Consider the following 23,824-nt stretch of genomic DNA (forward strand, 5'->3'; position numbering starts at 1 on the left):
TGCCTGGTCCATCGACGAGCGTAACCTTCCGGCGATGCCTTGCTCCGACGAGCGATCTTGACCTGGACCGCCGATCTGGAGATCCCGATCATGAATGAACGATGGCAAGGCCCTGTTCTGATAGGTCGCCTAGCCAGCGCTGCTGCCAACCATGAGGAGACCCACGATCTGCGCGGCGATCACCTTCACCAGTGTCATGGAAGGAAAGATCATGGCGTAGCCGATGTCGGGCCGTTCAGTGGGCGCCATCTTGGTCGAATAGACGAGGATCGCCGGATTTCCGGTCGCACCGGATGCCACGCCCACGAGATCGTCGTACGGGATTCTCAGAATGTAGTGGCCCACCAGTAAGACGATGGCTACCGTCGTCAGCAGAACCGCAACGCCGATAAAGAGCATCGTAAGCCCGGATTCGGCGACGGTTCGAACAAAGGGCTGCCCTGCGTTGACGCCGACCGTTGCAAGAAACATCGCAAGTCCGAAGTTTCGCAAGACGATGTTCGCTGGTAACGGCATGGTCCAGAGCATGGGACCTGTGCGCCGCAATTTGCCAAGAATGAGAGCGACGATCAGCGGTCCCCCTCCGATACCGAGCGTCACGACGCCCACTCCGGGAATCGGAATCGGAATGAGCCCAAGCAAGACACCCAGGACCATTCCAACGCCGAGCGAAACGTAGCTGAATTCGGCCGCCGCCTTCACCGTGTCGCCGAAGTGACGCCGAATTTCGTCCTTGCGGTCAGGAGGCGTCAGCACCCCTACCCGATCGCCGAATTCGAGCATCAGGTCGGGCGCCGGCACGAGGTCCGCATCATAGCGACGGACATGCAATAAGTGGGTTGGATAGCCGGCCGGCATGGGAAGACTGGCAAGAGGTACTCCCACTACGCTGGCCTTCCCGACGAAGACCCTGATGTAGTCGAGATCGGCGCGGTCGCTCGCCAGGCGGCCGGGCTCCAGTTTTCCAAGCGTGGCGGCCGCCCTGGCAATTGCTTCATTCTGCTCAGCGACCACAAGAATGGCGTCTCCGGCGGACAAGACGGTATCGCCCACAGGAACGAAATTGTGCCCGCCCTTTCGAACCATCGTGACCTGGACACCGCTGAGCGCCCCGGTCGTCAGTTCGTCCAATCTCTTTCCGGCATGGCCTTCGCCGATCGAAATTTCGCCCATGTGGAAGCGCTGCGCCTTGGCCGGAAATTTCGGCCTTACGATCCGGGTCATGAAGTAAATGCACAGGATCGGACCGATGACCCCGAAGGGGTAGGCAATGGAATAGCCGATCGATGGATCCTTGTTCTTCACGACGTCGAGGGCCGCCTGGAGCGTGGCGGTGCTCGTCATTGATCCGGCATAGATACCGAGCGTATGTCCGATCTTGATACCGAAGATGTGCCCGAGCCCAAGCGCAACGATCAAGCTGGCTAGGCATGCGACAAGCGCCAGCAGATTGTACTTCTGCCCGACGCCGAACATGCCTTCGAAGAACTGCCGACCGTAAAGAATCCCGATCCCATACAGGAACATGATCAATCCTGTCAGCCCGATCGGCCCCGTGATCTGGGCTTTGGGTGCAAACGCACCGATGGCAAGGCCCACGAAAAGAACGGCGCCAACACCGAGGGAAAATCCGCCGATGCTGATCTGACCGACCAGGTAGCCCAACCCGATCGCGAGAAACGCCGTCAGTATCGGCTGGCTTCCGATGATCTCGCGAGCAAGGTCCAACATGATATCCGGTCTCCCCAGCCTGTCGTCAGCGCACGCAGCAGCCTGCCGCGCGGAATTGCCCGATCACCCTATCCACCAGCTCCCGGCTGGCCGTCGGAGTATCGAGAAGCTTGTAGTCGAGCCCCATCGCCTTCCACTTGAAAGCGCCCATCTGGTGGAACGGCTGCACCTCGACCCATTCGACGTTCTTCATCGGCGCGACGAATCGGGCCACGCCTTCGACGTTGGCGGGATCGTCGGTCTCGCCGGGGACGAGCGTGAAGCGGATCCACGTCGGCTTCGACAGCGAAGCCAGCCGCTCGGCGAAGCGCAGCGTCGGCGCGAGCTCGCGAGCTGTCACGCGCCGGTACGTGTCGGGATCCGAACTTTTGATATCGAGCAGGACGAGATCGATGTTCGACAGGTAGTCTTCGTCGACACGATCGCCCAGAAATCCCGAGGTCTGAATGGCCGTGTGCAGGCCCATGGTCTTCGCTCCGGCGAATATCCGCCGGGTGAATGCAAGCTGAACCATCGGCTCGCCGCCGGAAATGGTGAGTCCCCCGCCAAGCGAAAGAAGTGCCGGCGCGAAATCGCCCAGGCGACGGAGCACGTGATCGGCCGAAACGTAGGTCCCGTCCTTCAGATGCCAGGTATCCGGATTGTGGCAGTAAGTGCATCGCAGCAGGCAACCGGAGACGAACAGCACCACGCGCAGCCCCGGCCCGTCGTATCGGGACGAGGTTTCGTAGGAATGGCAATATCCGAATGCGCCCTTCTCGTCCTTGAACTGGCTTTCGTCGGGCGCGTCGGGTGAAATCCCCACCCGGAGGTCATGACGACTTCCGGGTTCAAGTGTCTGCACCGTCGACATGGTGCACCTCGATTCAGATCTGGCCGTGGAAAGTGCGGCTGATCACATCTCTCTGCTGCTCCGGCGTCAGACGGACGAAGTTGACGGCGTAGCCGGAGACTCGAATGGTGAGCTGCGGGTACTTGTCCGGATTCTTCATGGCATCCTCGAGCGTGTCCTTGTCGATGACGTTCAGGTTCATGTGGAACCCGCCACGATCGAAGTAGAGGTCGAAGGCCTTGACGGCTTCATCGATCATCTGGGTTTCCGACAAGTGCGCCTTCTGCGGAGCGACAGAGACCGTGTAGCTGATGCCGTCCTGCGCGTCCTTGTAGGGAAGCTTGGCAACGGACAGGCAGGAGGCGAGCCAGCCATGGCTGTCCCGGCCGTGCATCGGATTTGCGCCGGGCCCGAACGGCTCACCCTTGCGACGGCCATCGGGGGTGTTTCCCGTAGCCTTGCCGTACACGACGTTCGAAGTAATGGTGAGGACGCTCTGTGTGTGCGTGGCGTTGCGGTAGGTGGGGTGCTTTCGTATCTTTCCCATGAAGCTGGTGACGATTTCCGACGCGATCTGATCGACGCGGTCGTCGTTGTTGCCGAACTGCGGCGTCGCCTTGTTCCCCTCATTTTGATAGTCGACCACCAATCCGTTCGCATCGCGGGCGACGCGGATCTTTCCGTACTTGATCGCGCTGAGGCTGTCGGCCACCACCGAAAGGCCCGCGATTCCGAATGCCATGGTTCTCAGAATGTCGCGATCGTGGAGAGCCATCTCCAGGCGTTCATAGAAATACTTGTCGTGCATGTAGTGGATGCAGTTCATCGCGTGGACATATGTGCGCGCCAGCCACTCCATGGTGGTATCGAACTTGGCCATCACGTCGTCGTAGTCGAGGAAGTCACCCGCGACCGGCAGCGTTTCGGGGGCGACCTGCTCGCCCGTGACCTCGTCGCGGCCGCCATTAATCGCGTACAGCAGCGCCTTCGCCAGATTTACGCGGGCGCCGAAAAACTGCATCTGCTTGCCCAGGCGCATCGCCGAAACACAGCAGGCAATGCCGTAATCGTCACCCCAGAACGGACGCATCAGATCGTCGTTCTCGTACTGAAGGGAGGACGTATCGCGGCTGACCTTGGCGCAGTAGCGCTTGAATGTTGCGGGCATATGGCTGGACCAGAGAACCGTAATGTTCGGTTCGGGTGCCGGGCCAAGATTTGAAAGCGTGTGCAGCATGCGATAGCTGCTCTTGGTCACCAGCGTACGCCCGTCCAGATCCATACCGCCGACGCACTCGGTCGCCCAATAGGGATCTCCGCTAAACAGCGCGTCGTAGTCGGGCGTGCGCAGGAAGCGGACGATTCGAAGCTTCTGAACCAGCTGATCCCAGAGCTCCTGCGCTCTGCCTTCGTCGAGAACACCCGCCTTCAGGTCCCGTTCGATGTAGATGTCCAGGAAGCTCGATATGCGTCCGATGGACATTGCCGCCCCGTTGGCCTCCTTGATTGCTCCCAGATAGGCAAAGTAGGTCCATTGGAATGCTTCCTGGGCATTGCTGGCGGGCTTCGATATGTCGTGGCCATATAGCTTCGCCATCGCGGCAAGGTCCGCGAGCGCGCGCATCTGATCAGCCAGTTCTTCGCGCATCCGAATGATGTCATCGCTCGGCCACATGTCATCGGTCTGTTCCCGCTCGGCGCGCTTGACCTCGAGAAGCCGGTCGATCCCGTAAAGAGCGACCCGCCGGTAGTCCCCGATGATGCGGCCACGGCCATAAGCATCCGGCAGGCCCGTGATGATCCCGGACCGTCGGCAATTCATGATTTCGGGCGTATAGGCGTCGAAGACGCCGTCGTTATGCGATTTTCGGTAGTTCGTGAAAGCCTTGTGGACAGCCGGGTCGGGCTCGAAGCCTGCGGCCTTGAGGCCCGCCTCGACCATCCGCAACCCACCAAAGGGAAAGATCGCTCGCTTGAAAGGTTGGTCGGTCTGAAGACCCACGATGACTTCGTTGTCGCGATCGATATAGCCGGCTTTGTGGGCAAGCAATGTCGAGGGAGTTTGAGCATCTACTGCAAGCACTCCCTTTTTTCTTTCCTCGGCGAAGTACGGCTGCAACTTCGCCCAGACGGCTTTGGTGCGCTGCGAAGGCCCGGCGAGAAACGCTTCGTCGCCTGTGTAGGGCGTCACGTTACGGACGATGAAATCGCGAACGTTGATGGAGCTGAGCCAATCTCCAGGCCGAAAACCGTCCCAGCTATGTCCGGCATCAGCTTCCTTCCTCAGGGCTGCGCTTGCCTTCATGGTGCGTCTCCTACCGGATTGGACTGGTTGCTTAGATACCCTGATGTTGAGGGTTGCCATTCCGCGTGCCTGACCATCGGAGCGCTGGCACCTCCACCTTTGATTTAGGTCAAGCAAATGAAAGATTGGTCGGCCGCGATTCCCGGATGCGCCACATTGCCGCTGTTCATCGGGTATTTCTGTTGCGCGCGATCCAGAGTGTCTTCCCGAAACAAGTACGGGGACCCGGTGACGCCAGCCCAGGCTCACTTGAGTGAAATTCTAACCTCGGTACGGTTCGCGGCGAACTCCATCCCTATCCTCGGCCCTTGCAGCGCGATCTTTACGCCCTTCTCGTTCCCTAACTGAATGCCTCCGAAGCCACCCACGAAGGCGCCCCCGCCACCGACCGAGCTGTAGGTGCCAGCAAAGTCGCTGACCTGCCTTATGCCTGAAGCCCATCCTTCCAGCCGGTTGATCGATGCGCCAGCGGTAACACCCAGGCTGAGACCGGATACTTTGAACGGATAGTCGCGGCCACGATACGTCAGGACGCCGCTGCCGCCACCGGCACCGACCATCAGGCCCGCCTTCACCAGCTTGACCCGGACATAGCCGGGCGCCTGCGCGGACGATGATGTCGCCGGAAAAGCAACGGTGAAGAGCGCGACCACGGCGAGCCGACCTATCCGTGAGATCGCTAGAGCGCCGCGTTCAAGGGGCCGCTGCATCGACCTTCTTCCAGGTCTGATCCGGATCGAACAGGTAAATGCGCTTGGCGATGCTCTCGGTCCGCTTTCCGAGATCCTTCTGGTAGACGGTACCGGCATGATTGACCATGAAGGTCATGACGCCGGAATTTCCGTACTCGGCGGGGTATGCGATCAGCCCGAAGCCGCCGATCATTTTGTCCTTGACGACGTAGTTCAGAGCTCCGCCCGGCGCGTTGGACCCCTGGCCCTTCAAAATTCGATAATAATAGCCATGATAAGGCGTCGCCTGCTCTCCGACCTTGTACCCTTCGGCGGATGCCTGCGCCGCCAATTCGCCCAGCGGGCTCGGCTCGCGATCGTCGCGCCAGAACAGCCCATCCTTCTTGCCCGGGTTACTGACGATGCGCTGTGCGTAGACCCCTACCCCCTGGCCGGTGCGATCCTTTTCGGCATATTCGTTCTGCGCATCTACGTAAGCCAGCGAGGTTTGAATCGCGTCCAGTTCATTGCGTCCGATGCGACGATACAGAACTTCGATACGACCCGCAGCCGGGTCGAACTCCCAGCCCGTCCTGTTGTTCACCAAGGGAATCGGGAAAGGAAAATCGTCGGCGCCGAGGATAAGCGTAGCCTTCTTGTTTCCTTCGGCCTTGATGGAATGCTTCGCGTCATAGGCAGAGAGGAAACGTTGCCGCATCTCGGCATCGGCAACATCATCGCCGGACTCGATAATGTCTTGCCCGTCTTTGCCGAGGACCTTGAGCATCGCACTCCTCGTGCCGGTCTTGACCGCGGCAGCCAGCGCCGCCGCAGCGTCCTCCGGCGAGGGATAGGCCTGCTGCGCCTGGGACGCAGAGGCAGTCAACAGCGCCACTGCCACGATTGCAGCGAGACCCACCGAACCAGCGCGATGGAGCGATTTCAGCCTGATCATGGCGAGACCTCCGCTGGCATGGGTATCTTTGCGCCGCCGGCAAGCCAGTCGGTGTAGGAGCGGAGCTTCAATCCCAGCTGTTCGTAGTGGACGCGGAGATGCCCGTCCCGGCCGCGGGTCACAGCTTCCGGCACCAGGTTCTGCACTTCCTGCGCGATGACGCCGACATAGGGCTTGCTGCTGCCGAGATAGCTGAAGCGGTAGTAGCCGAGACCATTCGCGAGGTAACCGAGTTGAACGATGTCGTGCTTCAGTGCGATGTCGGACCGCCGCCCACCGCCGCCGCGAAAACCTCCGCCGCCACCACCTCGGAAGCCGCCACCACCTCTCATCATGGCGGCTCCGCCGCCAAAGCCGCCGCCGCGCCCGGCGAAACTCGGACCGCCGCCGCGCGGGCCCATGCTCGCCATGCTTGCCCGGCCGCGGGCGGATTGCGCAGCGGCAGCCCTACCCGACGAGACATTCATTGCCCCGCCGCGACCGCCTCCGCGATCTCCGCGCGCGGCGCCGCTGGCGCGATTGGCAGCCTTGGCACGATCGCCGCCGCCGGCTTTGGCGCGATCGCCACCACCTTTGGCACGATCCGCCGTGCCCGGCCGATTGCCGCCACGATCCCCGACACGATCGCCACCGCGGTCCCCTGCCCGATCGCCGACGCGATCGCCAGCGCCCGGTCGGTCCTGTCCCGGACGAAGCACCTGCTGCCCGTCACGGCCACGAAAATCCATCCGGTTGGAGGCGCCGGCCTTCAAGTTGTTGTTACCGAAGCGCTGCTGAACGTTCGCGTTGTTGTATCGCACGCCCTGGCGGTGCGCCGCGTTGTGCTGCCAGTTGTTTGTCCTGTTGTGGTGGTTGACGTAGAGGTTGCGGTTGCCCCAGTTGAATCCACCGCCCCAGTAATTGCCCCAGCGTCCGATCGCCCAGGCTGTACCGAAGGCGAGACCCGCTGCGATCACGCCGGCGCCGATATAGGACGGGTATCCGAAGTAATAGGGTGGATATTCCGCATAGGGCCAGGCTCCATAAACCGCGGCCGGATCGTAGTACGGCACGTACATTGTATTGGGATCGGCCGACTCGATGACGATCGCCTGCTTGTTTTCCTGTGTCTGAACGCTGACCTTCTGCTGCTTGGTGGTAACCAGCTTCTTGTTATCATAAGCCTTGGAGCGCAGGCGCTGGACCGCGTCCATCACATCCGGCTGCTGTGCGAGCACGGCATCGCCCAGGTTCTTGGTCCAGTCGACCTTGTCGCTCATCATCGCAATGACGTCTGCGGTGCTGGTGAGCGCCTTGACGCTATCGTCCCAAGACTGCTTGTCGACCTCCTTCTTCAGCGCATCGCCCGTCAAGGTCTTGTGCGCTTTCAGCCAGCGATCGGCCTGCACCACTTCCAGCGGATAGGTCGATGCCGCCAGCACGTTTGCCAGCAACTCGTCGGGATAGAGCGCAATCGGCGCAACCAGCGCCTCGAGCTGTTCGGGTTTCAATAGCTCCGCACTCGGCGGCTGCTGGCTGGCCGGTTGCGCCGAACTACTCGGAACAGGCGGATTGTCGGTCGTTTGGGCGGAGACGGCGACTGGATTCGCCATCAGCAGCGCCAGCGCGATAAGGGTCTTGCCGCAGCGGAACATCACATCCCTCCTTGGGCTCATCGCGGCAAGCATCGGTCCGAGGCGAGGTCGTTCTTTGATAAAGATCAAGGAACCAGCGGTGCGGCCCTGGTGCGGTGCAGGAGCACCGTGGCGGGCGTGTGTCAGGCCGAAGTTGACCGACCGCGGGCGATCGGAAGCGTGATCGTGAAAAGCGCGCCGCCGGACGACTGATTTGTCGCAGAAATCTGTCCGTGGTGCGCTTCGACGATGGTGCGGACGATCGCAAGTCCCATGCCCATGCCTTGCGGTTTTGTCGTGAAAAACGGATCGAAGACGCTCTTGAGATCGCCGGTCGCTATACCGGGGCCGGTGTCGCTAATCCTGATTTCCGCGCTGGCGCCTGAAAGGTTCGTGGTTACGCCGACTTCGCGCTCCTTTGCCTCCGCATCGGATATCGCGTCCATCGCGTTGATAATCAGATTCAGAACAACTTGTTGCAGCTGAACAGCATCGCCCTTGACTTTCAGATCGGCCGCGGTCGTGCCGTACTTCAGTGCGATACCGCGCCCGTGGGCCACGGCTGCGACGAATCCGATCGCTTGCCGTACCGTCTCGTTCAAGTCGATATATTTCATTTCAAAGGGTGTTTTCTTTAGCACGCTTCGTAGCCGGCGTATCACTTCGCTGGCGCGCTGGTCGTCGCGCCTGATGTCAACGAGAATTTCCCTCACTTCATCGAGATTCGGTGAAGCGCCCTTTAGCATGAGCTCGGCTGTCTCTGTGTTGGTAAGAATTGAGCCAAGCGGCTGATTTATCTCATGGGCGATAGAAGTCGTCATTTCGCCGGCAGCCGAATAGCGGTTGAGGTGTGCAAGCTCCGCCAGTCGTTGGCGCGATTCGACTTCGGCGAGACGGCGGCGACGCCGTTCGTGAAGCAATCCGGCGATCAACCCTCCCTGGATCAGAATTACGCTCGCAATCAGCGACATCTGCCAGCTGTACCTTTCCCATATGCCGGGCTCACGAAACAAGATTTCGCTTCCTGGAGGCAGGTTACTCTCGCGGATGCCCCAGCGCTGCATCTCCCGCCAATCGTACTTCGGTGACGCAAATCCGATCGGCTGCACCTTGATATCGGCTGGCTTCTCGCCACCGAGAATGCGGATGGCGGCATTGACAGTTTTGTTGCTCGAACCGCCGATTGAATGCATCGGGCCGCCGACGGTATCTCGGCCGAAAAAGGCTTCCTGGAAGGAAAAGATCGGGGCATTGGCGACCGCATGAAGGTTGCGCAAGGCAAGATCGCCCTCATGGGTGACACCTGCGCTATCGACCGACATCAAGCCCCAGAACAGAACGGTATGGGGCGGGAGCGTCGACGCCCGCTTCAGTATCTCCGCAAAGGAGAGATCGGCATACCAGACGAATGCGACCCGATTTTCGAAGGATTTGACTTCCCTCTTTGCCTCCTCAAGCCAGAATTTCTCCAGGGGCGAGGCGCCTATGACCACGGCAATCGTCTGCGTGTCCGGCAGGACCTGAAGAATGCTCTCGAAAAAGCCCGAGAAATCGTTGTAAACCGCTATGACGGTGTCTTTATCCGTCAGATCCGTCCGGTTCACCAGCCGCTGCTCGACCGCCGTCAGCACCATGGGCGTTTCAGGGAAAAGCTGCGCCCGATATTTCTGAACAAACCGGGCCGCAGGCGCGCCAATGCTCACCACGATGTCCGGCGGACGGCCAGAGTAAAGCGACCGCAGATAGTCGACAAACGGTGCTTCCGGTCCCGGGTTGTTAAACCGTGCCGACAGTAAATTGTGCTCCTGAACCTCCAGAGGCCACGGCGACTGCTGCTCGAGCTCGGTCCGGATGGTGCGGGCAAATGCGCTCCATGGCAGGAAGTCGCGCCCGAACGAGTGCAGCATCAGCACGCGTTTGGGTTCGCCGCGCGGCTCGCCGCTTGCCGGTCCGGACAGTATGGCCGCCAGGACCAACAGGCAGACGCAGAGACGGGCGGCCAGGCTTGGCCAGCCCGGGTTGATCGCTGCGGTCGGGACGCGTCCGCTCATCCACCTACCCCGGCATTCCGAACGGCTGCATTCCAGCACATTTCCAGTGCTAGCGACACTGCAGCCAGCCGCCTCAGCCGGGTCGGGCACCGACGTCAACAGCGCGTCGTGACCCGACCGTAGGCGTCCACGACCTGCATGCTTACCCCCGATGCGGATTGTTTGATTTGGATCAAGGGAACGACGTCGACCCCACCTAGCCTTATGGCAACGCTGACGCAGAACGCAGAACAACCACTCAGGAGCCACCAGTCATGCCTGGCAGCATCGATAATCTCATTCCCACTGCGAAGCAGATCCAGAAGGAAGCGGCCCTCAAGGAGGCCGAAAAGGCAGAACAATACGCGCGCCTGGCCGCGGCCGCTGAAGCTGAGAAACGTGCGCTGATCGAGCGGCTCAACCGTCCGTCAGGCAAATCCGAGGAGGAAAAGATCCAGCTCGCTTCGACCGTCATCCAGCGGGCGGTACGAAACGGGATGACGGAAGTGCAGGTCTATCGGTTCCCGAACTCGCTGTGCTCCGACAAGGGCCGTTCCATCATCCAGCAGGAGAAAGGCTGGGAGAATACCCTGACCGGAATTCCGAAGGAAATATTCCAGCTTTGGACCGACTACCTGAAACCGCGCGGCTATCGCATCAGCTACCAGGTCATCGACTACCCGGGAGGTGTTCCAGGCGACATCGCCATCACCATTGCCTGGGGAGACTGAGGACGGATTTGGCTTGAAACAATGGACCGGTGAGCATGCCAGCCGACACGCCCGCGGACGGGATGAAGCGCAAGGTCTATGAGAAAGAGCTGGGAAAGCTCCAGGTCGAGCTTTGCCATCTCCAGGAATGGGTGAAGGCGAACAAGCTTCGGGTCATCGTCCTGTTCGAAGGCCGGGATGCCGCCGGCAAGGGCGGCACGATCAAGGCGATCACGGAAAAGGTCAGTCCGCGCGTCTTTCGCGTGATCGCCCTGCCCGCGCCGTCTGATCGCGAGAAGACGCAATTGTTTCTTCAGCGCTACATGCAGCATTTTCCTGCTGCAGGCGAGATCGTGATCTTCGACCGCAGTTGGTACAACCGGGCCGGCGTAGAGTATGTGATGGGATTCTGTACGCCCGCCGAGCACGAGCGATTCCTTTCGCTTTGTCCCGAGATGGAGAAATACATCATCGAGGGCGGCATCATCCTGATCAAGCTCTGGCTTGAGGTCGGAATGGACGAGCAGGAGCGCCGCTTCAAGGCGAGAATTGACGATCCGCTGCGGCAATGGAAGCTGAGCCCGATGGACACGGAATCGTATCGACGGTGGTACGACTATTCGCGGGCCCGCGACCTGATGTTCAAGGCGACCAATTCGAAACACGCGCCGTGGCATGTCATCCGCTCCGACGACAAGCGCCGGGCGCGGCTCAACTGTATCGCGCATCTGCTGAATTCGATCCCCTACAAGCGCATGAAGAAGGACAAGATCAAACTGCCCAAGCGTTCCGACAAGGGACGCTACAATGATCAGGCAGGCTTGCGCGCGATGACGTTCGTTGAAGAACGATACTGATACTGATACTGAGCGATCAGGTCGCGCCGTGACGCGGCCTGATCGCCTCGCACCTATTTCAAACGCACTGTTACCCCACCGACTGCTGCCGACACTTCTGCGCCGACCCGCGGACCACTCAACTGCAAGACCACGCCGTTGGCGTTCCGCAATTGAACGCCTCCCGCCCCAGCCGCAAGGGCACCCCCGGCTCCGACAGCGGCGTACGAGCCTTCGATCGAAGCCGGTCCCCTCAAATTAAGGGCCCGTCCAACAAGCTTGGTTGTCGAGGCTCCGATCGTAAAGCCGACGCTCATGCCCGATACGGTGAACGGATAATTCCTGCCTCGCAACGTCAGGACGCCCTCGCCGCCTCCGACTCCGACGATGAACCCGCCCTTAGTGAAGACGACAGCGACCCGGCCGGTCTCAGCTCGGGCTGGTGTATTGATGCCAGCCACGCCCGCGAGCAAAACAACCAGGGCGACGCTACTGACAGATTTTTTCATGATGTTTTTCCTCGGGAGAGACGCGATGCGACGACCACCTATTTGGCTAGGAGCATAGCGAGGTTCTAAACACGGTGAGCAGCATGCCGGACACGGCATAGGTGATGGCTCGTCGGATCGTGACCCGCTGCCCGCCCACTCCTTTGATCCAAGTCAAGGGTCGCACTCTCTCGATACGAACTCGCCAAGCTGCGGCGAATGCTGCGCTTCGCAATGCAATAGGCGTGAGGGATATCTGGTGGTCGCCGATATCAGCAGGGCTTCATGGTCCAGGCGGCCGTTGCTGGTGGAATTCGGATCGTTTCCCGGCGTTACCCTCACCCAACACACTGTCGAGCGTGCGGAGCCATTCGCTACTATCCGTCTTCTCCGCCAGCCCTTCCGCCCGCAGCAAGTCACGCAACTGCGCATGGGCGCCGACGATGCAGAGCGCTACATGACGCGACGCCAGCTCATCATGGAGATCGAGCAGCATCCGCGCCCCGGCGAGATCGATGTAGGGGGACGCCGAGAGATCGCAGGCAACCAGCCTGACGTCGGGCGACTGTCGCAGCGCCTTTAAAACCGCCTCCAGAATCGTCTCGGCGTTGATGTAGAGCAGCGAGGCTTCGGGGCGGAACGCGATGATACCAACCAGCGGCTCCACACCTTCGTGTCTGGCGCTGTCGGAATAGCGACCCGTCCCAGGAAGCCGCCCGAGGAACGCAATGTTGGGATTCGATGCCCGGCCCAGCAGCAGGAAGATGGACGCGAGGGCGGCAAGCAGCACACCTTGGAGGATCCCAAGCAGCAGCACGGACACGAGCGCGATAACCGCGGCATAGAAGTCGATACGGCTTACCCTCCACATGCGAAGCAGCGTGCGAATGTCGACCAGCTTGTAAACGGCAACGAAGACAATGCCAGCCAACACTGCCTTGGGAAGGTTGGTCAGCAACCCCGTAAAGAAAAGCAGGCAGAGCGCGAGGGCAAACGAGCAAACCACCAATGCCAGGGACGTGCGCGCTCCCGCCGTGTCATTGACGGCGGACTGCGACAATCCGCCGGCCACGGGATAGCCATGGCCAAACGCAACTGCGAGATTGGCGGCCCCAAGCCCCAGAAATTCCTGACGGACATCGAGGCTATACCCATGCTTCGCTGCAAAACTCCGGGCCGCCGAAACACCTTCTATATAGGCCAGGAGAAGACACCCGGCCGCTATTGGAAATAACTCCTGGAATTCCAGCATCCCGAAAGTGGGCACCTCGAAAGCCGGCAATCCCTCCGGGATGTTCCCGGTGACAGGTACGCCCAGTGCCGGAAGCCCGAAGAAGGTTGCCATGAGGATCGACAACGCCACCACGGCGAGTCCGACCGGCCTGCCCGTCAGAAATCGCTCGCCGAGGAGCAAGAGTAGGATCGCCGTGACTCCAATTCCGAATACGAGCAGATTGATGTCGCCAGCCTGACCGGCAAACCGGATCGCCCGGTCGAAGAAGTTGTGCCCACCACCGGCTACGCCGAACAGGCTTGGCAGCTGACTCATTATGATCGTGAGCCCGGCCCCCGCCTTGAAGCCGACGAGAATGCTGTCGCTGACCAGACGGACGAGAATGCTGAGCTTGAAAAGCCAGGCGATCAGGCAAAGCACCGCCACCGCGAATGCCGTAAGGCTCGCGATCTGTGCGAAGCGTATCGCGTCCCCTCCGGCGAGTGCCCCGACGCTGCCGGCGATCATGAGCGAAATTGCGGAGGTCGGGCCGACGGCAAGCTGGCGCGACGACCCGAGGAGAGCATAGCCCAAGCCGCCAAGCATATAGCCGTAAATGCCAACCTGCGGCGGCAATCCGGCAAGGCCCGCATAGGCCAGTGACACCGGAATCGCATAAGCGGCGAGCGTCACTCCGGCGATCGCATCACGGCGCAACCAAGACGGCCTATATTCGGCAAGCCAGGTCAACGGAGGAAAAATCCGTGTCAACCCCGTTCGCTGAAACGTGCGTGACTTCATGGCGCTTCCTCGTTGGGGCGCATCTCGCAGCGAAGCAGGACGATCAGCAGCGCCACCACGGGCAGTCCAAGCGCCAGGTCCGGGATAACCTTCGTTGCGTAGGCGCCGACAGCCGCCCCAGTGCCAAAAGCAACGCACAAGGCTGCAAAGATGCCGGGGCGGCGAAGCGAGCCGAGTTGCCCGGAGACCACGGCGAATACTCCCTCAATCGCCTGGCGCATATTGCCGGTGATCATTACCGAGCTATAGGCCACGCCTTCGACCTTGGTGAAGGTCGCCGTTTGCATGGCCGCAACGAATGAAATGCCGAGCGTGCCCGCCAGATCCGGCAGCCGATTGTGCAGGATGCCGACGGCCACCAGCAGCACAATTTCGATGAGCGTGCTGATCGCGCTGGCCCTGTCTCCTGTGGAGCGACGGAGCCAAGCGGCAATGACAATGCCCACCATGAACGCGGCCATCGGAGGAACGAACTGAACGGCTCGGTCCCACTCGCCGACGCTGCCGTGCACCCAGAGCAAGACCAGGTTGGCCGTCTGGGCATTGGCCATCACGTCGTGGATAATCCATGTATAGGCGTCGAGGTAGCCGCCCGCGAAAGCAAGCAGCAGCGATATTTGCACCGTTTCATCGCGGCGTATCGGCGGACTGGCGGCAATACCCAGAGAACTCATGTCAAGACGCTAGCTGTCGCGGGTACTGGACGGCCATAGGCGACGTATCGAGCCCGACGTTGATTGATCTGGATCAAGCTTTACGTGAGTTCCCGGGATTCCAATCAACGGATAATCGACCGCGCGCCGGGGAAACGCGACCATGCCGAGAGGAGTCTCAACATGTGCCCGCAACGCTTACGGAGCTTGGTTGTCGCGATGCTTCTGCCCTTCGCCAGCATGATCACGCCGTCGCACGCAGACGATCACGCATCACGTCCGATCCAGGAAGAAATCTGGGCGCTACCACTGCCGCTTCCCATGTTCGCCTATCTGGTACGACCGGTCGGCGACGGGCCGTTCCCACTCGCAATCATGAACCATGGCGTTTCAATGAGTGCGACCGGCCGCAGCTTCTTCCCGCTTGTGGAATTCCGCGATGCAGCCAAGTGGTTTGCCAAACGCGGCTATCTGGTGGTGGCCCCCGTCGGCACCGGATATGGCGCAGCGGCGATCGACATACCCGAACATGGTCTCTACGGCCCGTTCTTCTCGAAGGTCGGAAAGTGCAGCAATCCCAATTTCCGCGCTCCCGGCATGGCGGTTGCGCAAGTCGATCTCTGGATCATCGACTACATGACCGCCGAAAAGCGCATCGTGCCGAAGGACGTCATCGTCGTCGGGCAATCCGCCGGCGGATGGGCCTCGATCGCGCTTTCAAGCCTGAACCCGCCCCAGGTCAAAGCGATCATCATCTTCGCCGCCGGCCGTGGCGGCCGCGTCGACGGCAAGCCGAACAACAATTGCGCGCCAGACAAGCTGGTGGAAGCGACCGGTGAGTTCGGCCGCACGTCACGCGTGCCGATGCTCTGGATCTATATCGAGAACGACACCTTCTTCGGCCCTGCTCTGTCGAAACGCATGCACGAGGCCTTTAGCGCGGCCGGCGGCAAGGCCGAATATCATCTGGTGCCGCCGTTCGGCAGTGATGGGCATTTCCTTATCGGCTCTCCCGATGCCATTCCCATCTGGTCACCTCTGGTGACGAAATTTCTCGACAAACAGGGATGACAAGCAACCAAGCCCGGAGATGCAACCATGACAGGCTCAAATCGTATCGAAATGCAGCCACAACGCGAGTGCGCAACATTCTCCTTTGCAGCTGCATTCCTGGCGGCCGCAAGCGTTGCATCCAGCCAGCCTGCCATTTCGCAACAGACCGACATTCCAACCCGCGGGCAGCGAGAGGTAAAGGACGTCACTTATGAAGACTGGCGAAAACTCTGCTTCAAGCCGGGTGGTGCTCAGTTGCATTGCCGCACCTCGATCACCGGCAAGTTCTCAACCGGTCAAATAGCGATCCGTCTCGATATCATCGAGCGGGAGGGCGACGGCAGTGCACGGCTGCAGATATTCTCCCCCGTCGGCATGTACCTGCAAAAACCCGTCAGACTCACAGTTGACCAAGGGCAGCCCCATCTCGTGCCTTATACTTGGTGCCTCACCAACACCTGCATCGCGGGAGCCGTGGCCGACCCCAAGATCATCCAGGAAATGGGTTCGGGACAGACGCTGCAGTTGGAATTCGTCGATTCAAACTTGTTGGCGCTCACGACGTCGCTTCCGCTGGCGCAGTTCGCCTCCGTCAACAGGGGCGCGCCAGCACAGACGTTCGAGCAGGACATTGACGAATGAGAAGGCAGCTTGTCTTTCCCGCGACGGGAACCTCAATGGTAGAACAAAATGCCGACTAGCCGTCCAAATTGGCGCTACGATCGAGAAGGCCGAGCCGTTCCGCACTCGAAACCAATTCCGCGAGCGAGTGCACCTGCATCTTCTCCATCACCTCATGGCGATGTGCTTTCACTGTGCGCTCGGTCGTTCCCAACTCCGTGGCAATTTGTTTGTTGATCTTGCCGCGCACGATCAGATCGAACACCTGGCGTTCACGCGGCGTCAGTCTCGCCAAATGAGCGACAATCGAATCGAGCCTGCCGCGTTGACTGCGTTGGATCTCGTAGCGCGCCAGGGCGCGCTCGATGGCGGCAATTAGTTGTTCCGATGATGCCGGCTTGGTCAAAAAATCCTCGGCGCCCGCCTTGATGGCTCGCACCGTCGCCGGGATATCGGTATGGCCTGTAACAAAGACAATCGGCAGGATCGATCCGAGTTCGATAAGACGGCTTTGCAATTCCAGCCCGCTCAGTCCAGGCATTCGCACGTCCAGCAGGATGCATCCCGGTCTTTCAGCGGCCGGCACACGATCCAGCAATAGTTGGGCCGACGAATAGGTTTCGACTTCATAACCGGCAATTCTCAGCCGACGTTCGATCGCCGTCCGAAACGAAGCATCGTCGTCAACCACGTACACAAGGCCAGGCATTTCCCCTCCTAGCCGTCGATCAAAACCGCTGACGTCTCCTTGGATCAAAGTGAGGGGCAACATCGCATCACCTCCACACAGACCGTGCATCCTTGAGGCGACAACTAATCGAGTTCATCGAAACATTATTTACCCAAGACTCATCAAAACATCCAAATCCAAGGGTTAGGACAGGTATCCGTACTTTTTTTGGCAGGGTATTACACACTTTGGCAAGGTATTATAGACCTGTCCCTTGGTACAATGACCCTTCAGACAATAGTCAAAAATAATGCCTTCGTTAGAAGATCAATTATTGCGAGAGGGCCATTGCTTCCGACGAAACATTTCCTAGAGGCAGACCACCGGCACAACCAGTAGCGTTCAGGAGTTGGCCATGTTTGTCCGCATCACAACTGATCCGGCCCCCCGCCCCACTTCCCTCGGTGAACTCGGAATAGCGAGTGAGTCAAATCCGAAGGTAGGTTTAAACGAATTTACCTACAAGAAAGGTACTGAAATCTACGGCGAAAAAGAACCGGCGGACTATGTCTATCAGGTGAAGAAGGGCGCGGTGCGAAGCTACAAGCTGCTTTCGGACGGCCGTCGCCAGATCGGCGCGTTTCATCTTGCCGGCGACATCTTCGGTCTGGAAAACGGAAGCGAGCATCGGTTTACCGCGGAGGCGATCGTGACCACCACGGTTCGCCTGATCAAGCGCCGCAGCCTCGAGATGGCGGCTGAGAGCGATGCCTTGGTTTCGCGAAACCTGCTCAGCATGACCACGGACAACCTGCAGCACGCTGAAAACCACATGCTCCTGCTTGGCCGCAAGACTTCGCTGGAAAGGGTCGCCGCCTTCCTGATCGAGATGGACCGACGGCTTACCGCGGCCGGCGTCATGCCGTTGCCGATGTCACGGCGCGATATTGCCGACTATCTCGGGCTGACACTGGAAACCGTGTCCCGCGCACTGTCGCGGCTGCATGAACTCGATATCATCGGATTCATCGGCAGCAACCAGCGTCAGATCATCCTTCTGGACCGGCGGCAGCTCACTGACCTCGATCTGCAGAACTGAACCAGGAAGGGCCGATCGACACGAGATGCTCAAGGATCTTGCGCAGCACCTCGAACAGAACCGCCGTCGACCAACCGAACATCAGGATACCGTTCATCGCGGTCATCGGCCCAGTCAGCCGCCAGGCCTGCACGGGCGTGATATCTCCGTAACCGAGCGTAGTGTAATTGACGAAGGCGAAATAGAGCAGATCGCTGCCGGCAGGCGCCGCGCCGACGATCGCATAGGCCAGCACCCAGACGAAAACCTCCAGCGTGTGCGCCACCATCAGCGCCGCCGCGGTGCCGACCATCACGGCCATCAGGTGCAATCGCGGCCGCTTGGTGTGCCGCAGGCCCGCGGAGCGGGCAATGCCGACCGCGCCGACGGTCACCAGCGCATGGATCATGATGTTGATCGCGCTGACGAGGCCGCCAACCAGGAATTGAAGCACCATCGCAGTCTCTTGATGGATGTTACCTTGAAAGCCCCCCGAACCAGGCACCAAAATACCCGGCGTAGAGTGCCGGCAGTTCGAGATTCATCGAATGCCCGATACTGGGCATAACGACGAGTCGGCAATCCGGCATTGCCGCAGCCATCGTCCGGAGGTCTGTTGGTGCAATCCAGCCGTCGCACTCGCCCCACAGCACCAGATGCGGATGACGGATCTCCGTCATGCGGCGCTCGAGTTCGCCGCTTTCCCGCTCGCGGGTGAGATTGACCGGCGTACCGATCCAGATGCCCTCGGAAACTCCAAAGGCCTGCTCCACAATTCGCTCGAAGGGCGCCTCGATCTCTCCGACTCCCTCGCGGAATCGTGGAATCGCATTCGGTGCAAGACTCTCCGGAACGAACAGCGAGGACGCCGCCGTAGCCATCACCGCCCGTGTCAGCTCCCTGCTCGCCATCATCGAACGGAAGAGGCCGATCTGATCGGCATTGAACAGCATGCCAAGCGGCGTGACCGGATCGAGTGCGAGTACCCGCCCGAACCGCTGCGGCTGCATCAGGAGCATTCGCGCGGCGATGATGCCACCTGTCGAATGGGTGGCAAGATGACAGAACCCGACATCCAGGGCGTCGAGTGCCGCCAGCATGTCCTCGGCATGCTGCTGCATAGAGTAGTTGGAATAGTCGGCATTCGCTCTTGGCCGGTCGCTTTCGCCGCATCCGCGCCAGTCGATCCCGATCACCCGCAGGCCGATGGGAAACAGCGGTGCGGCAAGTCCGATCCAGTCCTTGCTGGCGAGGTTGCCGTGGATGAAGACGACGGTGACGTCGCCTCCACCCCATTCTCGCCAACCCAACTGGACCTCGCCCGCCTGCAACCGTGCCATGACGGCTCTATTTGTTCAGGCCCGCCGTGGGCGACGCGCCGGGTGGCGTCGGCGCCACCGGGAGTGCCGATACGACTGCCCCGCGGATCATGCGATCGATCGCAAGCGGTGAGCTGGTGTCGATCGTTCCCCTGGTCACGAAGTCCACGACGTCGACGGGATACTCCACCGGGTTGTCGGTATGGATGAAATGCCCGGTATCCGGATAGATCTTCAGGATCGGCCGGTTGCCCGCATTCGTCATCCGGGTCATGAACGGCGTAATGATGTCGCGCCCGAGATCGGTGAGGCCATTGAAGGCGGTACCCGGAATGAACGGCTCCTTGTCACCAAAGGCAAGGAAGATCGGGACCTTGATCTGGGTAAGCCGTTCGTAAAGGTTCTTCGGATCGTCCTGCTGCAGCTCCGCCACCATGGTGTAGATGTCGAAGATGAAGACATTGGACCATTGCTCGAGGTCCTTCGGATTCGCCTTGGTCAGCCCGACGCGCTGCTCGGTATGCAACTTGGCGTACTCGCTGTCGTTCATGAAATAGCCGCTCTTGGACGCAGCCACGACACCGGTAGCCGGATCCCGCTTCTTGAAGTAGTAGAAGTCGCGGATGTTCTGCTCGGAACGTGCGACCTCCGCGGCGAGAATGCCGGTCTGATCCCATGTTTGCTTCCACTTGTCGAAGTCGCGGGCGAATGACTCGTCGAACAGCCGCACCTTCTTGTCCTTGGCAAGCGCGATCTCGCGCGGATATTCCTCCAGACCGGCGGGCGCCTCGAGCGCGAGGCTCTGCACTGCATCCGGCCAGGTCAAGGCGTAACCGATGACCAGCTGGCCGCCGAGCGAGTGGCCCAGATAGGTTGCCTTCTTAACCCCGAGCTGGTTGACCACGAGGTCATACGCGACTTCGCGCATGTCCTGCATGGTGCGAGCCGGACTCATCTCAAGATTGCCGGGTCCGGACATACCGTAATGCGGCAGATCAGGCACGATCACGCGCAGGCCGTTGCGCAAGGCATACTGCATGATGTTGCCGTAATGCCCGCCGAACGCCCCCTTGCCATGGATGATAACCAGGACCTTCGGATTCCTGTCGGTGCCGGCATATTCATCCATGTAGCCGATCTGCCAGGACGTGCCGCGGCTGTCCTTTGCGGTCGCGTATTTGACCGGATAGGGATAAGTAACGAAATCCTTCCAGAACGACTTCTTCGGATCGATGTTCGCGGCCACGCCGGGCACGCGATAGTTCTTGTCCATGAACTGCTGGGCCCGGTCGAGGCTCGCAACGTCGTCCATGAACGCGACGAATTTCGGATCGTTCTTTCGGTGGTTGACGATCGAGAACACGCCGTAGTGAGCGACCGGGCTTTCCTCGGCAATCAACTGCGCTCCCGGCACCCGGTCAACGGCACGCTCGGCCAGCTTGAAGTTCAGCCACAGGTCATTGGTGATGTGCATCACCATGGTGCGGGCCTGGATGCGGCCGAGATAGGGATTGACGTTGTGGGTCTCGCCGACCCGGTTTCGCCACACGAGATCGACCGCGTCGTAAATCTTGGCGCGGTTGGTCACGCTGAGTCCGGCCTTCTCGTTTGGCGGATCCCAGTAGAAGACTTCCGGCTGCACCGAGGCGAAGCTCTGGGTCGTGCGATACGCAAAATCGTAGCCGGTCAAGCCGAGCACCGACCAACCGAAGGCAACGCCCGGTACGGGATGCTTTTCCTTGGGCAGTTTGTAGTAATCGCCCTTGGTGGTCTGCCACACCGGATCGGACTCGATTGCGGCGGTCATCATCTGGAAGGTCCAGTTGCCGACGGGGTCTTCGGCGTCCGATTGCGTCGTACCGCCGATGGGCATCAGCGCGCCCATGAATTCCGGATGCATCACGCCCCAGACATACGTCTGTGTGCCGCCCATCGAGACACCGGTGATCAATGCCACGCGCGCGACCTTCAGATGATCGCGCAGCATGCGATAGTTCGCCTGCACCATGTCGTAATAACTGTACTGCGGAAACTTGATCCCCAGCCCGTCGGATGGCTTGCTGGCGCCCCAAGTCCCCAGCGGATCGACCATGATGACGTAGTAGCGGTCGGTATCTATCGGCCTGCCAGGGCCGATCACGGGATCGCCGCCCGACAGCGCGGTGCCCTTGACCCACTGCTCGTACATATCGGTGGAATCGCCGGAATAATACGAGTTGATGACGACCGCGTTGGTGATCTCGTCCGCCGAGTTACGCCGGGGCGTACCGATCGCGATGTAGGCCGTTCGCAATTTGCCGGCTCCGAGCGATTCCAGCGTTGTGCCGCCCTCGCCGCCGTTTTGCCACTTGGAAGGATCGGATAGATCGTACTTGCCGCCGAGACGGAAGTTGGCGATCTCGTAAGTTTTCTTCAACCCATCATGCTGCACTTGCGACGAGCGCCGCGTGAATGGCTGTGCGAAGGCGAGTGAGGTACCGATCAAAAGCAACAGCAAACTGATGAAGCATTGCTGGATGGCTTGTCTTCCGATCATGGCGAATTCCTCCTAACCAGTCCTTGCGCGGACGCTAGGCACGGCGGCCATCCGACCTTTGATCTAACTCAAGGGAATCCCCGCGGGTGCGGGCAACGATGTGAAGGCCATTATCGCTGGACGCCGGGATGCCTTTCCTCAGCCACGGATCCTATCGAATCCGCTACGAGCTAGACGGCCCCGCCAACGGCCCCACCTATGTCCTGGTGAACGGGCTCACCCAATATTCCGAGCTGTGGGCGGCGTATCGCGACGCACTGGTCGCCAGGCAATTTCGCGTCGCAACATTCGATTTGCTTGGCCAAGGCGTATCAGACAAGCCGGCTCTATTCATCAACCAGGACGACCAGGTTGCCGCGCTTGATCTGCTGATCGGCGAGCTTGGCGATGGTCCGGTTTTTCTCAGCGGTATCAGCTTCGGCGGCCTGATCGCGCTTCGCTACGCTATCCTACATGGCAAGCGACTATCCGGACTGGTGCCGATGAGCTGCTTCGCGGAGCTCTCGCCGCAGCTCTTGCTGCTAGGCACCGCCATGCGTACCGGGCTCATCCTGGGGGGCACCGGCTATCTCCAGGATCTTCTGCTGCCGATGAATCTCTCCGATCAATGGCTGAAGCCATTGCTGGACAAGCTCGACAGCGTGAAACGGCAGGGTTGGCTGGTCAATGACCTCTACGCCCTGCAGAACCTGATGGACTCCTTCCTCGATTTCGAGCCGTTGACGCCGCAGCTCGGCTCGATCGGCGCGCCGACGATGATCCTGAACGGCGAGTTCGACTTTCTGACGCCGCGCGCCCTGCACGAAACCCTGCGCGCCAACATTCCCAACAGCTCGCTCGTAATCATTCCACGCGCCTATCACGCCTTCACCCTGGAGAAGCCGGCTCTCACGGCCGATCTGCTGGCGCGTTTTGCGCAAGACGTTCTGGCCGGCCGTTGGCAGGGCAACAAAGCCGTCTGGATCGCGCCGGAAGAAGCGGGCGGCGCGCTTGCGCCGTTTCCAGCCGGCCACGACCACCTGCGCGCCATTCCCACGCAGCGGACGAATCCATGAGCCGGCTGTTCGGACCGCTAGATTCCGGAGGATGCGTGCCACCGCGTCAGCAGACGCGGGTCGCCGCGTTCCTGATCTCCGCCCACGGCGCATTGGCAAGGCAGTTTGCGTTCACCCTGCCGATCAAGCTCAAATCCGCCTGGCAAACCGAATTGAACGCGCAGGTCTATCGCGAGACCGAGATCATTTCCCTGCTGCTGCGCGCGACCTCGTGGGAGCCAGATCTCACCCTGGGCTATATGACTGCATCCTGGGAGACGGCTTGGTTTCCAGCACCGATCGAGGAGATCCCGGATCGAACTCTGGCAGCAGCGGCCGGTCTCGCGGCGTTCGCCCATGCCGTACATGCCGGCATCCGGCCGGCCGCCCTGCTCCCGCTGGAAGCCAACGCCAATGATCCCTTCGCGATGGCGCTGCGCCGCATCGAATTCGAAAGCGGCCGCCTGTTGCAGGCGCAAATCCTCTTCCTGAAGGGCCCGGAGCTCGTGCCATTTCGCAACGCTGTGAGCGCAGCCCTTGAAAGGCGTCACACCGAGATTGACAAACTATGGGCTCAAGCGCTCGAAGGCGTCGGCATCACCATTCCCCGCACGGAATAGCGGAAAGCCTTGACACAGATCAAAGGTGTGCCGGGGGCCCTCGCCAAACATCGCG

21 protein-coding genes are annotated in these 23,824 nt (G+C 60.4%); 7 read left to right on the forward strand and 14 right to left on the reverse strand.

Annotated elements, in window-relative coordinates:
- Window positions 1-129: 129 nt before the first annotated feature.
- The 7 genes from AC0QUY_RS19650 to AC0QUY_RS19680 form a co-directional block, all read right to left on the reverse strand.
- Window positions 130-1,731 carry an aspartate:alanine exchanger family transporter gene (locus AC0QUY_RS19650; protein WP_161855127.1) on the reverse strand — a complete coding sequence of 534 codons (1,602 nt, stop codon included), beginning with the start codon at window positions 1,729-1,731 and terminating at the stop codon, window positions 130-132.
- A 25-nt stretch (window positions 1,732-1,756) separates the two neighbouring features.
- Window positions 1,757-2,584 (reverse strand): pyruvate formate-lyase-activating protein, encoded by an 828-nt coding sequence (gene pflA / locus AC0QUY_RS19655; protein WP_475388017.1) that lies wholly within the window; start codon window positions 2,582-2,584, stop codon window positions 1,757-1,759.
- Between the two features lie 13 nt (window positions 2,585-2,597).
- Window positions 2,598-4,868 (reverse strand): formate C-acetyltransferase, encoded by a 2,271-nt coding sequence (gene pflB, locus AC0QUY_RS19660; RefSeq protein ID WP_475388018.1) that lies wholly within the window; start codon window positions 4,866-4,868, stop codon window positions 2,598-2,600.
- Between the two features lie 245 nt (window positions 4,869-5,113).
- Entirely contained in the window at window positions 5,114-5,578 is a 465-nt protein-coding gene (locus AC0QUY_RS19665; protein WP_475388019.1) for a hypothetical protein, read from the reverse strand.
- On the reverse strand, window positions 5,562-6,494 hold the full coding sequence (locus AC0QUY_RS19670) for a DUF2950 domain-containing protein (protein WP_475388020.1): 933 nt from the start codon (window positions 6,492-6,494) through the stop codon (window positions 5,562-5,564). Before AC0QUY_RS19670 ends, AC0QUY_RS19665 begins: the two co-directional genes overlap by 17 nt.
- Window positions 6,491-8,128: a DUF3300 domain-containing protein gene (locus tag AC0QUY_RS19675; protein WP_475388021.1), complete on the reverse strand. Its 1,638-nt coding sequence runs from the start codon at window positions 8,126-8,128 to the stop codon at window positions 6,491-6,493. Before AC0QUY_RS19675 ends, AC0QUY_RS19670 begins: the two co-directional genes overlap by 4 nt.
- Before the next feature lie 122 nt (window positions 8,129-8,250).
- Entirely contained in the window at window positions 8,251-10,158 is a 1,908-nt protein-coding gene (locus tag AC0QUY_RS19680; protein WP_475388022.1) for a sensor histidine kinase, read from the reverse strand.
- A 254-nt stretch (window positions 10,159-10,412) separates the two neighbouring features.
- Between AC0QUY_RS19680 and AC0QUY_RS19685 the strand changes: the two genes are divergently transcribed.
- Entirely contained in the window at window positions 10,413-10,868 is a 456-nt protein-coding gene (locus AC0QUY_RS19685) for a hypothetical protein (RefSeq protein WP_161855134.1), read from the forward strand.
- 35 nt (window positions 10,869-10,903) lie between these two features.
- The gene (gene ppk2 / locus AC0QUY_RS19690; protein WP_161855135.1) at window positions 10,904-11,704 is read left to right on the forward strand and encodes a polyphosphate kinase 2; all 801 of its coding nucleotides are present in this window, start codon (window positions 10,904-10,906) and stop codon (window positions 11,702-11,704) included.
- Window positions 11,705-11,757: 53 nt separating this feature from the next.
- On the opposite strand, the gene AC0QUY_RS19695 is transcribed toward ppk2, so the two are convergent.
- The 3 genes from AC0QUY_RS19695 to AC0QUY_RS19705 form a co-directional block, all read right to left on the reverse strand.
- On the reverse strand, window positions 11,758-12,192 hold the full coding sequence (locus AC0QUY_RS19695; protein ID WP_475388023.1) for a hypothetical protein: 435 nt from the start codon (window positions 12,190-12,192) through the stop codon (window positions 11,758-11,760).
- A gap of 262 nt (window positions 12,193-12,454) precedes the next feature.
- Complete coding sequence (locus AC0QUY_RS19700; RefSeq protein WP_475388024.1) at window positions 12,455-14,185, reverse strand: SulP family inorganic anion transporter; 1,731 nt, start codon at window positions 14,183-14,185, stop codon at window positions 12,455-12,457.
- Complete coding sequence (locus tag AC0QUY_RS19705; protein WP_161855138.1) at window positions 14,182-14,859, reverse strand: YoaK family protein; 678 nt, start codon at window positions 14,857-14,859, stop codon at window positions 14,182-14,184. Before AC0QUY_RS19705 ends, AC0QUY_RS19700 begins: the two co-directional genes overlap by 4 nt.
- Before the next feature lie 219 nt (window positions 14,860-15,078).
- Here AC0QUY_RS19705 and AC0QUY_RS19710 point away from each other — a divergent pair, with 219 nt between their 5' ends.
- Both AC0QUY_RS19710 and AC0QUY_RS19715 read left to right on the forward strand, forming a co-directional pair.
- Window positions 15,079-15,909: an alpha/beta hydrolase family protein gene (locus AC0QUY_RS19710; protein WP_246738762.1), complete on the forward strand. Its 831-nt coding sequence runs from the start codon at window positions 15,079-15,081 to the stop codon at window positions 15,907-15,909.
- A 27-nt stretch (window positions 15,910-15,936) separates the two neighbouring features.
- A complete protein-coding gene (locus AC0QUY_RS19715) occupies window positions 15,937-16,533 on the forward strand; it encodes an invasion associated locus B family protein (protein ID WP_475388025.1) in 597 nt (198 codons plus the stop codon).
- A 55-nt stretch (window positions 16,534-16,588) separates the two neighbouring features.
- On the opposite strand, the gene AC0QUY_RS19720 is transcribed toward AC0QUY_RS19715, so the two are convergent.
- Complete coding sequence (locus AC0QUY_RS19720) at window positions 16,589-17,221, reverse strand: response regulator transcription factor (protein WP_475388026.1); 633 nt, start codon at window positions 17,219-17,221, stop codon at window positions 16,589-16,591.
- A gap of 376 nt (window positions 17,222-17,597) precedes the next feature.
- Between AC0QUY_RS19720 and AC0QUY_RS19725 the strand changes: the two genes are divergently transcribed.
- Window positions 17,598-18,281 carry a helix-turn-helix domain-containing protein gene (locus AC0QUY_RS19725; RefSeq protein ID WP_161855141.1) on the forward strand — a complete coding sequence of 228 codons (684 nt, stop codon included), beginning with the start codon at window positions 17,598-17,600 and terminating at the stop codon, window positions 18,279-18,281.
- Here the strand turns inward: AC0QUY_RS19725 and AC0QUY_RS19730 are convergent.
- The 3 genes from AC0QUY_RS19730 to AC0QUY_RS19740 are packed head-to-tail and all read right to left on the reverse strand — an operon-like array spanning window position 18,256 to window position 22,115.
- Window positions 18,256-18,717, reverse strand: coding sequence for a potassium channel family protein (locus AC0QUY_RS19730; RefSeq protein ID WP_475388027.1), 462 nt, complete (start codon window positions 18,715-18,717; stop codon window positions 18,256-18,258). The genes AC0QUY_RS19725 and AC0QUY_RS19730 overlap by 26 nt on opposite strands.
- Before the next feature lie 19 nt (window positions 18,718-18,736).
- A complete protein-coding gene (locus tag AC0QUY_RS19735) occupies window positions 18,737-19,600 on the reverse strand; it encodes an alpha/beta fold hydrolase (RefSeq protein WP_475388028.1) in 864 nt (287 codons plus the stop codon).
- Window positions 19,601-19,607: 7 nt separating this feature from the next.
- Complete coding sequence (locus tag AC0QUY_RS19740) at window positions 19,608-22,115, reverse strand: alpha/beta hydrolase (protein ID WP_475388029.1); 2,508 nt, start codon at window positions 22,113-22,115, stop codon at window positions 19,608-19,610.
- A gap of 128 nt (window positions 22,116-22,243) precedes the next feature.
- Between AC0QUY_RS19740 and AC0QUY_RS19745 the strand changes: the two genes are divergently transcribed.
- Both AC0QUY_RS19745 and AC0QUY_RS19750 read left to right on the forward strand, forming a co-directional pair.
- Window positions 22,244-23,170 (forward strand): alpha/beta fold hydrolase, encoded by a 927-nt coding sequence (locus tag AC0QUY_RS19745; RefSeq protein ID WP_161855145.1) that lies wholly within the window; start codon window positions 22,244-22,246, stop codon window positions 23,168-23,170.
- 35 nt (window positions 23,171-23,205) lie between these two features.
- Window positions 23,206-23,769: a hypothetical protein gene (locus AC0QUY_RS19750; protein ID WP_371419315.1), complete on the forward strand. Its 564-nt coding sequence runs from the start codon at window positions 23,206-23,208 to the stop codon at window positions 23,767-23,769.
- Window positions 23,770-23,824: the final 55 nt, after the last annotated feature.

The sequence above is a fragment of the Bradyrhizobium sp. WYCCWR15520 genome, from assembly GCF_056174665.1.

Excerpts from the sequence above, each read along its gene's own strand:
- ppk2 (WP_161855135.1), top strand. The coding sequence starts at position 10,904 with ATGCCAGCCGACACGCCCGCGGACGGGATGAAGCGCAAGGTCTATGAG.
- AC0QUY_RS19680 (WP_475388022.1), bottom strand. The coding sequence starts at position 10,158 with ATGAGCGGACGCGTCCCGACCGCAGCGATCAACCCGGGCTGGCCAAGC.
- AC0QUY_RS19700 (WP_475388024.1), bottom strand. The coding sequence starts at position 14,185 with ATGAAGTCACGCACGTTTCAGCGAACGGGGTTGACACGGATTTTTCCT.
- AC0QUY_RS19695 (WP_475388023.1), bottom strand. The coding sequence starts at position 12,192 with ATGAAAAAATCTGTCAGTAGCGTCGCCCTGGTTGTTTTGCTCGCGGGC.
- AC0QUY_RS19705 (WP_161855138.1), bottom strand. The coding sequence starts at position 14,859 with ATGAGTTCTCTGGGTATTGCCGCCAGTCCGCCGATACGCCGCGATGAA.
- AC0QUY_RS19725 (WP_161855141.1), top strand. The coding sequence starts at position 17,598 with ATGTTTGTCCGCATCACAACTGATCCGGCCCCCCGCCCCACTTCCCTC.
- AC0QUY_RS19710 (WP_246738762.1), top strand. The coding sequence starts at position 15,079 with ATGATCACGCCGTCGCACGCAGACGATCACGCATCACGTCCGATCCAG.
- AC0QUY_RS19730 (WP_475388027.1), bottom strand. The coding sequence starts at position 18,717 with ATGGTGCTTCAATTCCTGGTTGGCGGCCTCGTCAGCGCGATCAACATC.
- AC0QUY_RS19685 (WP_161855134.1), top strand. The coding sequence starts at position 10,413 with ATGCCTGGCAGCATCGATAATCTCATTCCCACTGCGAAGCAGATCCAG.
- AC0QUY_RS19740 (WP_475388029.1), bottom strand. The coding sequence starts at position 22,115 with ATGATCGGAAGACAAGCCATCCAGCAATGCTTCATCAGTTTGCTGTTG.
- pflA (WP_475388017.1), bottom strand. The coding sequence starts at position 2,584 with ATGTCGACGGTGCAGACACTTGAACCCGGAAGTCGTCATGACCTCCGG.
- AC0QUY_RS19665 (WP_475388019.1), bottom strand. The coding sequence starts at position 5,578 with ATGCAGCGGCCCCTTGAACGCGGCGCTCTAGCGATCTCACGGATAGGT.
- AC0QUY_RS19675 (WP_475388021.1), bottom strand. The coding sequence starts at position 8,128 with ATGTTCCGCTGCGGCAAGACCCTTATCGCGCTGGCGCTGCTGATGGCG.
- AC0QUY_RS19745 (WP_161855145.1), top strand. The coding sequence starts at position 22,244 with ATGCCTTTCCTCAGCCACGGATCCTATCGAATCCGCTACGAGCTAGAC.
- AC0QUY_RS19720 (WP_475388026.1), bottom strand. The coding sequence starts at position 17,221 with ATGCCTGGCCTTGTGTACGTGGTTGACGACGATGCTTCGTTTCGGACG.
- AC0QUY_RS19670 (WP_475388020.1), bottom strand. The coding sequence starts at position 6,494 with ATGATCAGGCTGAAATCGCTCCATCGCGCTGGTTCGGTGGGTCTCGCT.
- AC0QUY_RS19735 (WP_475388028.1), bottom strand. The coding sequence starts at position 19,600 with ATGGCACGGTTGCAGGCGGGCGAGGTCCAGTTGGGTTGGCGAGAATGG.
- AC0QUY_RS19650 (WP_161855127.1), bottom strand. The coding sequence starts at position 1,731 with ATGTTGGACCTTGCTCGCGAGATCATCGGAAGCCAGCCGATACTGACG.
- AC0QUY_RS19715 (WP_475388025.1), top strand. The coding sequence starts at position 15,937 with ATGACAGGCTCAAATCGTATCGAAATGCAGCCACAACGCGAGTGCGCA.
- pflB (WP_475388018.1), bottom strand. The coding sequence starts at position 4,868 with ATGAAGGCAAGCGCAGCCCTGAGGAAGGAAGCTGATGCCGGACATAGC.